At 69.8% G+C, this 14,439-nt stretch carries 6 protein-coding genes; 2 read left to right on the top strand and 4 right to left on the bottom strand.

Annotation, left to right across the window (positions count from 1 at the left end; translation table 11 throughout):
• Positions 1-75: 75 nt before the first annotated feature.
• Positions 76-1,197, top strand: coding sequence for a MacS family sensor histidine kinase (gene macS / locus ACGFX4_RS16670; protein ID WP_393074490.1), 1,122 nt, complete (start codon positions 76-78; stop codon positions 1,195-1,197).
• Entirely contained in the window at positions 1,197-1,871 is a 675-nt protein-coding gene (locus ACGFX4_RS16665; protein ID WP_393074225.1) for a response regulator, read from the top strand. Before macS ends, ACGFX4_RS16665 begins: the two co-directional genes overlap by 1 nt.
• A 37-nt stretch (positions 1,872-1,908) precedes the next feature.
• Here ACGFX4_RS16665 and ACGFX4_RS16660 read toward each other — a convergent pair whose 3' ends face one another.
• The 4 genes from ACGFX4_RS16660 to ACGFX4_RS16645 form a co-directional block, all read right to left on the bottom strand.
• Complete coding sequence (locus ACGFX4_RS16660) at positions 1,909-2,136, bottom strand: helix-turn-helix domain-containing protein (RefSeq protein WP_393074222.1); 228 nt, start codon at positions 2,134-2,136, stop codon at positions 1,909-1,911.
• A 477-nt stretch (positions 2,137-2,613) separates the two neighbouring features.
• Positions 2,614-3,270 carry a hypothetical protein gene (locus ACGFX4_RS16655; protein ID WP_393074219.1) on the bottom strand — a complete coding sequence of 219 codons (657 nt, stop codon included), beginning with the start codon at positions 3,268-3,270 and terminating at the stop codon, positions 2,614-2,616.
• 5 nt (positions 3,271-3,275) lie between these two features.
• A complete protein-coding gene (locus ACGFX4_RS16650) occupies positions 3,276-9,812 on the bottom strand; it encodes an RHS repeat domain-containing protein (protein ID WP_393074216.1) in 6,537 nt (2,178 codons plus the stop codon).
• Positions 9,813-10,022: 210 nt separating this feature from the next.
• Positions 10,023-14,381, bottom strand: a complete 4,359-nt coding sequence (locus ACGFX4_RS16645; RefSeq protein ID WP_393074213.1) for a LamG-like jellyroll fold domain-containing protein — start codon at positions 14,379-14,381, stop codon at positions 10,023-10,025.
• Between the last annotated feature and the right edge of the window lie 58 nt (positions 14,382-14,439).

Here is a 14,439-nt window from a genome sequence, read left to right as displayed (position 1 = left end):
CGCCCCGCGGGCCGGACCGTCGTCCGCCCCCGCGGCGGCGCGCTCGGCGCCCTCGGTTCGCTCGCGGGCGGCGGGATGTCCGTCGAACTGCCGCTCTGGCGGGCCATCTCGTACTTCCGGGTGCTCGCCCTCGCCTACGCGCTGCTCCGCTACCTGAACTCCTTCCACGAGTTCGACCACCCGGTCTCCGGCTGGATCTACTTCGGCGCCCTGGTCATCTGGACGCTCGCCACCACCCGGGCCTTCGCCGGGCCGGAGCGCTGCACCTGGCCCGTCCTCGGCACCGACCTGACCTTCGCGGTCTTCGGCATCGTGATGAGCGGCATCATCGACCACCCGGCCCGCGTCCACGCCGGCGCCCCGACCCTGCCGACCATCTGGGCGGCCGGCACCGTCCTCGGCTTCGCCGGCAAGGGCGGCTGGAAGCCCGCCGCGTTCGCCGCGACCGTGATCGGCGCCGCCAACATCCTCGGCCACGGCGGCATCTCGCCCGACAACATCCACAACATCGTGCTGCTGATGGTCGCCGGCTGCGCCATCGGATACGTCATCGAACTCGCCCGCGCCAGCGAGGCCGTGCTCACCCGCGCCCTCCAGGTCGAAGCCGCCACCCGCGAACGCGAACGGCTCTCCCGCGACATCCACGACGGCGTGCTCCAGGTCCTCGCCCTGGTCCAGCGTCAGGAGGGCGACGCCCGCGAACTCGGCCGCCTGGCCGGCGAACAGGAACGCGCCCTGCGCGCCCTGATGGCCGGCGGCCCGCTGCCCGGCGACCCCGCTTCTTCGGGCACCGACCCGGCCGCCGCCCAGGACCTGCGCCGGCTCATCGCCCGGCACGAGAGCGAGCGGATCACCGTCTCCGCCCCCGGCACGCCCGTCCTGCTGCCCGGCCAGGTCGCCGGCGAACTCGCCGCCGCCGTCGGCGCCGCCGTCGACAACGTCCGCAAGCACGCCGGGGCCGAGGCCCGCGCCTGGATCCTGATCGAGGACGAGCCCGACGCCGTCACCGTCTCCGTCCGCGACGACGGCCCCGGCTTCCCCGCCGGTCGCCTCGGCGAAGCCGAAGCCGCCGGCCGCCTCGGCGTCTCCCAGTCCATCCGCGGCCGCCTGCTGGACCTCGGCGGCACCGCCGAGCTGTACTCGGTGCCCGGCGAAGGCGTCGAGGTCGAACTGCGCATACCGAGGAGCTCCACCTGATGACCGATCACGCTGCGCAGGTCCGGGTCATGGTCGTCGACGACCACCCGATGTGGCGCGACGGCGTCTCCCGCGACCTCGGCGAAGCCGGCTTCGCGATCGTCGCCACCGCGGGGGACGGCGAAGAAGCCGTCCGCCGCGCCCGCGCCTCCTCGCCGCAGGTCGTCGTGCTCGACCTCAACCTGCCCGCGCTGCCCGGCGTCGAGGTCTGCCGCCAGATCGTCACCGCCGACCCGACCGTCCGGGTCCTCGTCCTCTCCGCGAGCGGCGAACACGCCGACGTCCTCGAAGCCGTCAAGTCCGGCGCCACCGGCTACCTGGTCAAGTCCGCCGGCCGCGACGAACTCATCGACGCCGTCCGCCGCACCGCCGTCGGCGACCCCGTCTTCACCCCCGGCCTGGCCGGCCTGGTCCTCGGCGAGTTCCGCCGCCTCGCCACCGAACCCCCCGCCGCGGCCACCGGCGCCGCCCCCCAGCTCACCCCCCGCGAGACCGAAGTCCTCCGCCTCGTCGCCAAGGGCCTCTCCTACCGCCAGATCGCCGACCGCCTGGTCCTCTCGCACCGCACCGTGCAGAACCACGTCCAGAACACCCTCGGCAAGCTCCAGCTCCACAACCGCGTCGAACTCGTCCGCTACGCCATCGAACAGGGCCTCGACGACGACCTCTCCTGACACCGGTGAAGCCGGCGGGGTTGCAGGTGGCAGGCGTTCAACCCACAGGCGTTCGAGCTGCGCCTTCGATGTCGGAGATCTGCGGCTGGGCCATGCCTGCGCACCGCGTCAGCTCGGCCTGCGAGAGACCCAGCTCGGTGCGCCGGTCGTAGACCGCTTTGGCCGATGCGAACGCGTACCCGGCCTCCAGAAACGCCAGCGACTCCTCGCCTTCCTCCCCAAGCAGACGTCCGGTCCGGAGGGGCTTCCACTGCGAGTGGTTCACGGGATCTCCGCCTTGGTCTCCTCGCATTCATGCTGGGCGGCACTGTGCCCCGATTCGCGACCCCCACAACACTGCCGATTCATCCGAGTACGGCGTGGTGCTTTGGTGGCTGCCACCGGAGATGGTCGGGCGTGTCCTGGGCGGAGTAGGCGGGTGCTCCTGTGGTTGCGAGAGAGGAGTTCACCTGTGCCGGCGCTTCCGAAGGCAAACTCGCCGTCGGCGAGCAACGGAATCTCAAGCTCTCACCGCCAGTAGCGTGGCGGGTTTCCATCCAAGGAAACCAGGGTGCCGGTGCGGTGGCAGCGATGCGCTTCTCCATCGCGGCGAGGTCTTCCTCCTCGAAACTCTTCCGGGCGGATCGCCCAGGAAATGCGGGAGGCGGCGGGACTCTGCTACAGGATGCTCGATGTTCGAAGAACTCGAGTTCCCGGAGCGAAGTCCCGCCGCCTACAGATTTCTGTGCTGTTTAATCCCTCATCAGGACTTCACTGGCTCGCCGAGCTTTGGGCCTGGCTCCCACAAGGCAACCTCGTCCGTGCGGACGTTGTTGCCGTCGAGGACGTCCAGCCGGCCGCCGTTGATGGATGATTCACGCGATGTCAGCAGAACGAAGAACCGTCCCTTCTGGCCGTCGGCTGAGGTTTCCGGGGCGAGCAGGATCCGAACCCCGGTAGTGCCGGACAGCTTTACGTCGACCGCCCCATCGCGAATGTACCCGTATCCGGCATATCCCCATCCGACGGCAGAAAAAATTGCGCCGTAGACTATCGACGTTTTTCCATCGCCTGATCGGTATCCTCGTTCGGCGCAGCCGATCTGATGGGCGTCCTCGGTCACCCATCCGGCGCAGTAGTAAGAATCCTTTGTGAACCAGCCGAAGTGCCAGATGTCACCGGCTGATGAGATTACCTCGATCGGAGATGATGGAGGGAACTTCAGGAGTATCTCATCGTCTTTCTTGATCTGTGCGTTGAAGGCCTGGTTGAACGATGGCGAGGAGCTCTCCGGGCGTGGACGGCTTGCGTTTTGAGTGGGGTTCTGTGTGCACCCTGAGATGGCGGAAGAAATGAGGATTGAGCCTGAAATGACTGTCGCCCTGAGAGCCCGCCACCGGCCACTGGGATTTGTGCTCAAGTGGGTCACCTCTCCGTTGGCAGGCTGAGCACATAAGTGAACATCCCGGCCGGGACTTCGCTGTCCCTGTACCACCGTGGTGCAAGCCCCTGGTACATGATGCGTGTCGACTTGTTTATGACCTGGAAGCTTGTGAAGGTCAATGTCTGCGTGGTGGTGATCTTCCGGACCTTGGGCACCCCTATCAACATCTGTCCAGCCCGTTCGGCCGGGATGGGCGCCATTGCGCCGTTGACCTGGTTGGCTGATCCGCGAGTTTCGGTTTTCCCGTACTCGTATTGCGCGCCGCCGTTCCAGTCCACCTTTTCGGAAAGTGAGATCTTTATTCCCATGTTGGCTGATACCTTTTGTGCGATGGCCGTTTCGACCTTGTCGCTCGCCATGGTGGTGTATCCGGTTCCGGGGACTGCCTCTGCCACTAGTGTTGCACCCACCGAATAGTCCAGGTATGGATCCTCGCCATAGGTATCTTCGCGAATTCCGAGAGGTGAGCACGTCGGGTCCATCATGGCCAAGCACAGCTTGACGACCTCAACGCCGGAGAGGTTTTCGTACGTCTCCCCCCAGAATCCATAGATGCACGGTTCAGGGGTGCAGCGGGTCGAGCCGAGCTTCCCCTTCGGGGTCGTTGGTCCATGCATCCCGTTTCCGGGGCTGCAAGCGGGCGGGCACTGAGGTCCGTTGTCCGGCTCCGAGTTGGTCGGTGGGCCCTGCCAGGTAGAACCGGAGCGTCCCGGGTCGCTGCCCTGGCAGTTCTTGGCACACGGCGTCTCGCTGGTCTCGCCGTAGCGGTCGGGCTCGTACATGAGGCCCGTCGGGTCGGAGCCGGTGAGGGGGTTGTTGTTGCTGTAGGTGTAGGCCGCCAGCGACTGGGGGTCGGCGGTGACGAGGAGGGGGTCGGCGGAGATGAAGCGGCCGGTGGAGCGGTCGTAGTCGCGGGCTCCGAGGTGGGTGAGGCCGGTGGTCTCGGTGACGCCGCCGAGGAAGCCGTGGGTGCCGGCCCAGGTGGTCGGGGCGGTGCCGCGGGTGTCGCCGAACGGGGTGGTGCGGCGCTGGTTGAGGGTGCCCGTGGTGGCGTCGATGTTGAGTTCGGCGGTGCCGTGGTGGTCGTTGACCTGGAAGATGACCTTGTTGTCGTCGGTGCGGACGGCGGTTGCGGCGGCACCCAGCGGATAGTAGCGGGTGGCAGTCGGCTTGGCTGCGCCCTTGACGAGGTTGAGCTCCGTGGTGCCGAGGTAGAGCGTCCAGTTCTCGGCCGCCGGGGTGGCGGTGTCGAGGGTGTGGCCGATCAGGCGGTTGCCCGAGGCGTCGTAGAGGTAGTCGGTGGTCCTGGTGGTCGTGGTCGAGCCGTTCTTGACGGTGTCGGCGACCTTGGCGAGGCGGTTCTCGTTGTCCCAGGTCAGGAGCTGGTCGTTGGTCTGGGTGCCGCTGGGCTTGAGGTGGCGCTCGGTGGTGTTGCCGGCGGTGTCGTACTTGTAGCTCTGGACGACGGGGGCGCCGGTGCCGCCGGTGACGGTGCTGGTGCTGCTCAGGGTGTGGGGCTGGGCGGCCGTGGCGGCCGGGTAGGTGTAGGTGGTGGTGGCGTTCTGGGCGGTGTTGCCCGCCGGGTCGTGGCGGGTTTCGGTGGCCCGGGTGCCGTTGGTGTTGTAGGTCCAGCTGGTCCAGTACGGGGCCGGGCCGCCGAGGGTGGCGCCGGTCGGCGTGGCCGGGCAGGTGCTCGCGGTCGGGGTGTACGCCTCGGTGAGGCGGGCCAGGTAGTCGTACTGGAAGCACTGCCGGTCGGTGCCGGTGCGTGAGGTGTCGGTGACCGAGGTGACGTTGCCTGCCTGGTCGTAGGTGTAGGCGGTGGCGCGGGCCGCGCCGGTGATGCCGTACTGGTCGGTGCGGCTGGAGGCCAGTCGCTGGGTGCCCCACTCGTAGCCGAGGGTGACGTACGTTTCCTTGTTGGCGGTGCCGTTGCTCAGCGTTGACTGGATCGGCTTGCCGGTGAGGCTGTAGCTCTGGCCGGTCAGGTAGGTGCCGAGGCTGCCGCCTTCTGCGGCGAGCCGACGGAGCGAGTCGTAGGTGAAGGTGATGGACTCGCCGATGAGGTTTCCGGCCGCGGGGTACGACGCGTTGTTCGGAAGGCCGTCGAGGCGGTAGGTGGTGCCGCTGATGTAGCTGCCGGCGAGCGCCTCCTGACCGGGGACGGACGGGACGGTGACGGTGGTCCGGGTCGGCCGGTCCAGAGCGTCGAAGAAGGAGTAGGTGGTCTTGTACTCGTAGGTGGTCGCGCCGACAGTACTGAACCGCGAGGTGGTGGAGAGCTGGCCCTTGCGGCCCGACGGGTCCCAGGTCTGTGAGGTGAGCAGCGGGCCGGTGGCCGAGGTCTCGTGGGTCTCGGTCAGGCGGCCGAGGTTGTCGTAGACGGTGGCGACGGTCTTGCCGCGGCCGTCGGTTGCGGTGCTCAGCTCGCCGCGGTTGTTGTACGCCTTGGTCGCGGTGCCGCTGTCGGGGTCGACGGCCTTGGTCTGCTGGCCGAGCTGGTTGTAGAGCCACGTCCACACGGTGCCGGACGGGTCGGTCAGCTTGTTGAGGTGACCGGCCGGGTCGTAGCCGTAAGTGGTGGCGTCGTAGGCCCCGGTCGGGGTGGCGGACTTGTACTGGCGCAGCTCGGTGGTGTGCCCGGCGGCGTCGGTGAGGGTGGTGGTGGGTGTGCCACCGGTCGGCGGGGTGACCGTGGTGCGGTCGCCGGCGTAGTCCGTGAGGGTGCTGTACAGCGGCTGTCCGACGCCGTTGCCGGAGAGGGTCGTCGACTTCACCACGCGGCCGAGGCCGTCGTAGGTGGTGGCGGTCTGGGTCTCCAGGTTGGTGGCGTCCTCGACCTTGGAGAGAGTGCCCGAGGGTGCGCCGTTGGCGTAGTACGGGGCGTAGGCGAGGGCGGCCTGGCCGCGCTCGTCGTAGAAGGTGTCGGTGATGATCCGGCCGCCGCTGACGCCGGTCGCCTGGGTCTGCCGGACGCGGCCGAACCCGTCGTACAGGGTGTAGCCGGCCTGCTGGGAGCCGTCGGCGTTGAGGGTCTTGGCGGTGACGGCGGTGACGACCCCGTCCGCGATCGCGTACGCGAACTCGTGGTTCGGTGTCGGGTCGCTCGACTTGGACCGGTTGGGCAGCCAGACCTGGAGCGAGCGCCCGAGGGCGTCGTAGGTGAGGTCGGTGCGTCGTCCGTTGGCGTCGACGGAGCCCGTGGTCAGACCGCGTGCCAGGTCGTACTCGGACGTGGTGGTCTGCGCGGTGGTCGAGTCGCCCACCTTGGCGGGCGGCGTGGTGACCGTCGAGGAGGTCGGGCGGCCGGTGGCCGGGGTGTAGGCCGTGGTGGTGGTGCGGGCGTCGGTGGACGCGGTGGTGACCGGGCCGGTCCCGCCGGTGGTGTCGAACACCGTGGTGGAGACCAGGGCCGTGCCGGTCAGCGGACGGCCGTACAGGTCGTAGGTCGCCGAGTTGTCCAGGTAGGTCGCGTTGGTACCGGTCTGCGACTTGAGGGTCTCGGTGAGGGTGGCGTCGCCCTTGGTGGGGGCGGCGCCGTACGCCTGTCCGTCGTAGCGGGTGCGCACGTCGGACAGGACGGCGGAGGTGCCGTCGGCCTGGGTGATGCGGCTGACGTTGGTAGCGCAGTCGGCGGCGACGGTCTCGGTCCGGATGATGCCGGTGAGGATCCACGCCGTGGTGTTGTCGGCGTGCGTGGTGCGGGTGCACTTGTTGTCGGTGCCGACGGCGACGTCGCCGAGGTCCTCGACCTGGCTCGCGCGGCCGTTGGCGTCGAAGGAGGTGTTGGTGCGGGTCTCGCGCCAGGAGGTGCCGGCGCCCTTGTCGAGCGAGGTGAAGGAGCGGCTGACCGTCGTGCCGGTGAGGTTGGCGGTGGTGGTGCCCCAGTCGTTGGTGCGGGTGGCGGTCTGCTTCTTCCACGGGGTGCTGACCGTCTTGCCGAGGATCACGCCGCCGGGCTTGTCGTACTGCTCGGTGCGGTACTCGAAGCCGGCCCACGCCTGGTCGTCGGTGAGGACGGTGCCGTGGCCATCGTTGACGGTGACGCTGCGCTTGCTGGTCTTGTCGGCGGGGTTGTTGCGGTCGCCGTCCATGCCGCGCAGGTAGTAGTGGTCGGCCTGGGTGGACATGGCGGAGGCGCCGCCGGTCTCGACCCGGACGTGCGCGTAGCCGCGCCACTGCGACCAGGTCTTGAACTTCTCCTTGGTCAGCCCGTCCTCGTCGTCGAAGTGCCAGGCGGCGTCGTCGAGGTAGGTGTAGTGGGTGACCATGTCGGGCGCGTGGCCGGTCCGGTCGGTGGCGATCACGGCCTCGACGACGTACTTGTTGAACCACTCGGTGGTCATCGGCGAGGTGTCGGAGGCCTGGTACATCTGCGGGAAGCAGCGGGTGGTGTTGGTCTGCGGGGTGGGCAGGTGCGCCGAGTCGCAGACGGCGGCCGAGTAGTTGACGTCGAGCTGGCCGCCGAGCTCGTCGGTGATGGTGCCCAGGCGCTGCTTGACGAACGGGGCGCGGCCGTCACCGATGGTGTCGAGCCGGTTGACCATCTGCTTGTACGCGAAGGTGGTCTTCGGCAGCGCGACCGACGGGCTGGCGGACGAGCCGGTGTGCTGAACGGAGTCCAGCAGCAGCTGGTAGTCGTAGTCCGCGGTGCCCCACTTGTGCTTCAGGTCCCAGGTGTCGACGGCGGCGTACGTGCCGTCGGCCTTGAGGGTCTTGGCGACCACCTGGGTGAGGCGGGTGCGGGTGAAGAAGGCCGGCGCGGACTGCGTGCAGTCGGTGCCGTTGTTGCAGTTCTGGTCCCACGGGGTGTCGTACCAGTACTGGCGGTTGGCGTCGATGTTCGCCGGGTCGCACAGGCCCGCCGTGGTCTCCAGGCAGCGCTCCGCGGTGCCGAACTCCACCCGGCCCATGGGCTTCACGGTCGCCGAGTAGACGTCGGACTGCTGTTGGCCGTACTCGATGTGCTCCAGCCGGCCGCCGCGCACGTACGGGGTGCGGTCGGTGGGCTTGAGGTTGCGGCCGTAGTTGTTGGTCTCCTGGGTGTACCAGTACGTGATGTCGTTGCCGTGGGTGTCGGTGACCAGGTCGAGGTTCCACCGCCAGCCCTGCTGGCACCAGGACGAGGCGAAGTCCGCGCCGTTGCACGGCTCGCCCGCGGTGTTGCCGTACACCGGCACGGTGTACACCGAGTTGGTGGTCGGCTTCCCGGAGGCCCAGTTGGGCAGGCGGTTGTAGCCGAAGTGGTAGCGGGTGCCGTCCGGCGTGGTGGCGACGAAGTACTCGCCGTCGTTGTCGCCGTTGCCGCGGGCGGCGTCGCGGACGCGGGTGATCTTCGTGTTGTCGTCGCCCTTGATCCGCCACTCGTCGGCGCCGACGGAGATCAGCTCACCGGAGTGCCCGGCGAAGCTGATGGTCGCGTTGTCGGTGGCCCAGCAGAGGTCGCCGGGGCTGACCCCGTTGGTCTTCGGCGCGCCGTCGTCGGCGCACGGCTTGTAGCTGCGCTCGACGAACCCGGGGGAGAGGTCGAAGCCGTCACCCGTCCAGGCCGCCTGGTTGTTGCTGCTGGCGGTCCGGCCGTCGATGCCGGCGGAGTTGTAGCTCAGCCCGACCTTCGGGGTCAGGCCGCCGGGCATCCCGGTCAGCGGCATGTCGTACGACCAGCTGAACGAACCGCTGTTCAGCGAGGTCGACCACGAGGACGCCGAGGACAGCGGCGAAGCCTTGTAGTCGCCGCTCGGACCGGCGGTGCCGGCGGTCGCCGCCAGGACGGTCGGCGCGGCGACGGCCTGGATCCGGGTCGCACCGGCCGGGGCCGCGGCGGCGGGATCGCCGGCCACGGTGACCGCATCGGCCGAAACCGTCTGCTTCTCGGGGTCGTTGGAGCCCGCCAGCGGCGTCTGGGTGCGGCACTCGGCCTTCTCGGGCGTGGTCAGCACACAGGCCGGCAGCTGGACCAGGTGCAGGCGGGCACCGAACCCGGAGCCCGCGGCCTGGGCGAAGCCGCTGTAGTCGACGCTGACCCGGGTCTCGCCGCCGGTTGAACCCTGCGGGGCGGTGACGCTCAGCAGGACCCCGGTGAGACCCGCCTTGCGGGCGAGGTCCTGGCCCAGCACCTCCACCTTGGCGTCCCGGGAGGCCCCGGCGGCCGGAGCCTGCTGGGCCTGGGACTTCGCGGCCGGTCCGGTGGCGGGTTCGAGGGTGACCGGGAGCTTGCCCGCCTTCGCGGCCTTGCCACCGGCGCTCGGCAGACCGACGACGGCGCTGCCCGCACCGGGCCACGCGGTCTGCTTGGCAGCCGGCGAGCTGACCGTGGTGTCGGCCTTGCGTGCCTTCGCCTTGGCGTTCGAGACCTTCACCGGCTTCTCGGCGGACGGCGAGCCCGGTGGGGTGTACTGGTCGGCGGCCGCGACGGCGGCCAGCGGCAGCGTCGGCAGCAGTGACCCGATCAGAGCCGCCGCCACCAGGGCGGAGACTCTGCCTCGGGTCCGCTGCGCGGCGGCCCGTTGCCTGTTCACGCGTGGAACTCCTCTGGGATTCGTGGGATGACGTGCTCGAAGGCGTGGACGACCGCGGGGTGGGGGGGGGGGGGGGGGGGGCGGGCCGGCGCCCCCCCCCGCGGGGGCGGGGGGGGGGGGGGGGGGCGGGCGGGGGCGCCGGGGGGGGGGCCGGGGGGGCGCGCCCCCCCCCCCCCCCCCCCCCCCCCCCCCCCCCCCCACCCCGGGGAATCAGGTGAGGAAGGAGGTCTGCACCTCGGTGTTGTAGTTGGCGAGGTCGCCGATCTGCTCGGTGCCGAGCACCCCCTGGAAGAGCCAGACGTCGTCCAGCTCACCGGAGAAGTACTCGGTCCAGGCGCCCGCGCTGCGGTTGCGGCCGAGCTGGAGCCCGCCCGCCGCCTCGAACGGCTGCGGGGCACCCGTCGAGGACACATGCGGGGTGCAGGACGCCTGGCCGTCGGCGCACACCGCGTTCTCCGGCTGGCCGTTGACGTACAGGACCAAGCGGTCGGAGAAGGCGTCGTAGGTGACCGCCAGGTGTGTCCAGTTCTCCATGGCGACGCCCGGTGTGTGGGCCACCTTGGTGCTGATCGATCCGGCGGCGTCGGAGGTCTGCACCTCCGCCTGCCACTCGCCGGTCGACGGGCTCAGCGAGTGCCAGCGCAGCGTCACCGAACTGTTGTTGGCCCCGGGCAGGGACAGCACGGTCATGTCGCGGGTTGGTGTGCCGGCCGTGCTTGCCCAGCTCGACACAGTGAAGCTCTGTCCGGTGTGCAGCGGGGTGGTCGGTGCCGCCGCGTAATCGGCGGTGCCGTCGAGCTTCAGGGTGCCGGTGGTGGGGAGCAGACCGCCGCCGGGGAGGATCGACGCGGCGCCGCCGAGCTGCGCGCCGCTGTGGAGCGGGCCCTCGTCCGGAGTGACCGAGCCGGTCGCGGTGTTGAGCTTCCAACGCCCGGCCACCACCGGACGCTGCTGGACCATCTTGCGGGCCTCCGCGGCCGTCACGATCCGGTCGTACACCTGGACGTCGTCGATGTCGCCGTTGAAGAACTCGCTGTTCTGGCCCTCGCGGGTGATGGCACCGAGCTGGATCGGGCCGGGACTGGCCCAAGGGCTGATCTGGGTGTAGTCGGTCTCGCCGACGGGGTACCCGTTGATGTACAGGCGGATCTTCTTGGCCGTGGAGTCGGACACGCCGACCAGATGCATCCACTGGTCGGTGGTCTCGGCGAAGCACGGGGCGTTGTTCACCGTCGAACCGGGGGCGCAGTCGGCCTGGCTCGCGCGGACCAGCGTGTCGACGGAGGTGTCCTCCCGGTAGCGGCTGAACATCCACCGCTTGGCATAAGCCGAGTAGTAGAGCGCGAACTCGCTCACGTGCTGACCGTTCTGGACCACCGCGACCTTGGCGATGGTGTCGCCCGCACTGGGCTTGGCGACCCGGACCCAGGCCGCAACCGAGAAGTCCCGGGTGCCGTCGATCAGCGGACGCGTGCCGAGGGCGTTGTCATCCACGCCGTCGAAGTGGACGGCCTTGCCGTGGATGCCCGCCGCGCCGACGCCGGCGCCACCGGCCACGGTCAGGTTGTCGCTCTCGCTGGTGCCGGTGCCGGCGGTCGCGGTGGTGCCGTCGAGGTGCCAGACGGCCTTCGCCGGTCGGCCGGTGGTCAGCGCGTGGTCGGCGGCGACCTCACCGGCCTCGGCGGCCGACAGCGTCCGGTCCCAGACCTTGACCTCGTCGAGCGAGCCGGACCAGTTGTCGGTGAAGATGCCCCGCCAGCGCATCCTGCCGAGCTCGAGAGGCCCACGGGCTCCCCAGGCGGACGGTGCCGAAGCGGTGACCGGCGAGGCCCCGTTGACGTACAGCGTCGCGGTCTTGGCATTCGCGTCGTAGACGCCGACAAGATGCGTCCACTGGCCGAGCGACACCGGCACGGCCGAGATGGCTTCCTGGTAGCTGTACCCGGGGTTGGCGTCCTTGGTCAGGAGGGAGAAGCCCCACTTGCCGTTGCGCATACCCAGGTCGAAGGCCGACATCACGCTTCCGGCCTGGCTGACCGCGGACACGTTGTACTGCGAACTGGTCAGATTGACCCAGGCGGAGACGGTGAAGCTCGCTGTGGTGTCGACGACCGCGCCCGCGGTCTCCGCGTAGGCGTTGGCGCTGCCGTCCAGGCTGATCGCCTGGCCGAGGTGGCCGGTCGGGGTGACGGTGGTGGTGGAGCCGAGGGTGGCCGGGAAGGTGCCGCCGGTGCCGGCGAGCGTGGTGCCGCCGGTCTCGTCCGCGGACCAGCCGGCCCGCTGCGGCTGACCCTTGAGGACCTTGAAGTAGTACACCTCGGGCTGCGACGCGTTGCGCGCGCCGTCGAGCGACTTGACGGAGAGCGTGTGCAGGCCCTCGGTCTCCGGGAGCACCTGGATGTTCTGCGGAGCGCCTCCGCTGGTGGTGACGGGCTTGTAAGGCGCGTCGTCCAGCGACCACTGGTACTCGGTCACGTCGGTGGCCGCCGAGTCGACCGTGAAGGTCCCGTACCTGCCGACGCCGTCGACCCACGGGATGGTGTCGCTCTGCGTCTTGGAGATCGGGTACGCGGCGGAGGTCACCGCCGGTCCGTCGGGCGCCGACGTGTCGACGGTGAAGTAGCAGGCGGTCGGTGAGCCGTCGGAGCTCCACGGGCCCCAGCTGGCGCCGTCCCAGGCACGGGCGTCCCAGGCGAGCGGGATGCCGTGGGGGAAGGAGTCGGGCAGGGTCATGGAGAAGTACGAACCGTCACCCTTGAAGGTGTTGGAGGCCGGCACGTTGCCGTCGGCACCGGTCGACCACCAGCGCCGCTGGACACCGGCGCCGTCGCCCGCGTCCCAGCCCACGGAGAACTGGACGCCGACGGCCTCGCCGTCCGGATCGGTGGCGCGGGTCGTGATGCTCGGCATCTTGTTGATCCCGACCGCCGGGTACTGGCACTGGCCGCCGGGCGACATCGTCATGTCGCTCATCGGCATCTGGCGGGGCGGGACGTTGTAGTAGACCTGCATGTAGGCGTCGTCGGTGAAGCGCTTCCAGGCATTGAGGTCGGTCTCGTCCCGGGCCTTGAGGCCGAAGCTGATGGTCGGCCAGCCCCAGTTGGCGGCGTCCTGGACGAGGTTGCGGACGCCGGAGTCGCCGAACTCCAGCCAGCCGGCGGGGGTGCAGCCGCTGCCGCCCTTGTCCGAGCTGATGGTCTGCAGCTTGCGGCTCCAGAACCCGGCGGCGTTCTGGCTGTTCCAGGTCAGGTTCGGCGAGATGTAGCCGGTGTTCCACAGCTCGACGTCGCGGCCGCCGCACGTGTAGGCGTGGCTCTCCCAGGTGGAGAACTGGGCGGTGATGATCTGCTTGCCGATGAAGTTGTTCGGCAGCTGGAAGAACGCCCGCTTGACGTCCGTGGGAGCGCACTTGCTGGTGTCACCGCAGTAGCCGACACCCCAGTCGTGCACGACGTTGGCGTTGTAGGTGAAGTGCCAGTACGTCTGCGAGGCGTAGTAGCGCGAGACGCCGGCCCAGTCGTTGGCGTGGGGGGTGTTCCAGGCCGGGTCGATCATGACCGGGAAGACCGTGGCGGGGTCGTCCAGCATGGACCGGTCGGGCGTCAGGACCATGGTGTCCTTCGGCAGCTCGACCTTGAGCTTGGCGACCTTCGCGCCGTCCCCCGGAACCAGGCCCGCGAGCGGCCCGTTCGCGGCGGACTCCGCAGGTGCAGAGGACTCGGTCGCGGACCGGCCCTGCGCGGCGGCAGCGCCGGAGGTGCCGGGCTTCGGACTCTTGGCGCCCTTGGCCGCCCCGGCCGAGATCGCGGCCTCGGCAGCCGCGGCGGCCTGGTCGGTGGCGGGGGTCGAGGAGTCCCACATGACCGGGACGGGGGCCTCGAAGACAGTGCCGCCGGCGCCCCTGTCGACGGCCTTGAGCGAGCCGTCGGCGGCCTGCTGGACCGACAGGTCGTCGCTCTTCAGACCGAGGCGGAGCTGGTCGAGCTCCGGGTTCTTCGCCGCGACGGCCGAGTGCACCACGAGGACCTGGCTGAAGCCGGTCCGGGTCGCGGTGAGCTTCAGGTCGACGTCCGGGAGGATGCCCCGGTACTCGGCGGTGCTGCCGTCCACCACCGGCTTGGGCAGCGGCTTCGGCCAGGAGAGCTTCAGCTCCTTGCCGGCGTTGGAGATCCTCACCAGCGGCTGCGCGCTGCCGCCGCCCGAGAACTCGACATCGGCGGTGGCTGCCTTGGGCGCCACCGCGCCGTTCGGCAGGGTGTGAAGTGCCGGGTCGATGTCGATCCACGTGCCGCCCTTGCGGACACGCTTGGGCTGGACGTACGTCGTCGTGACCAGCTTGCCGTCCGGCTGCGCCACGGTGTCGCTGGACTCGCTGCGCATCACCGCGACGTCGACCGGCTTGCCGGTTCGCCGGGCCTCCTTGACCGCGAGGCTCTCGGGGGAGTCCGAGTCCTGGGCCGCGCCCGCCGCCTTCGTCCCGTTGGCACCCGCCGCAGCCGCCGCCGGGGTCGTCAGCGACGGCGTCACCGTCGACCCGACGACCGCGGAGGCGGCCAGTGCGGCGACCAACCAGACGCGTACGGAGCGTCTCCTTCTTGTGCCGACCACTGTCCCCACCCTTTGAAGT

The sequence above is a fragment of the Kitasatospora sp. NPDC048365 genome (assembly GCF_043200835.1).
GTDB classification, from domain to species: Bacteria; Actinomycetota; Actinomycetes; order Streptomycetales; family Streptomycetaceae; genus Kitasatospora; species Kitasatospora terrestris.
This window is presented reverse-complemented; position numbering and strand designations above follow the sequence as displayed.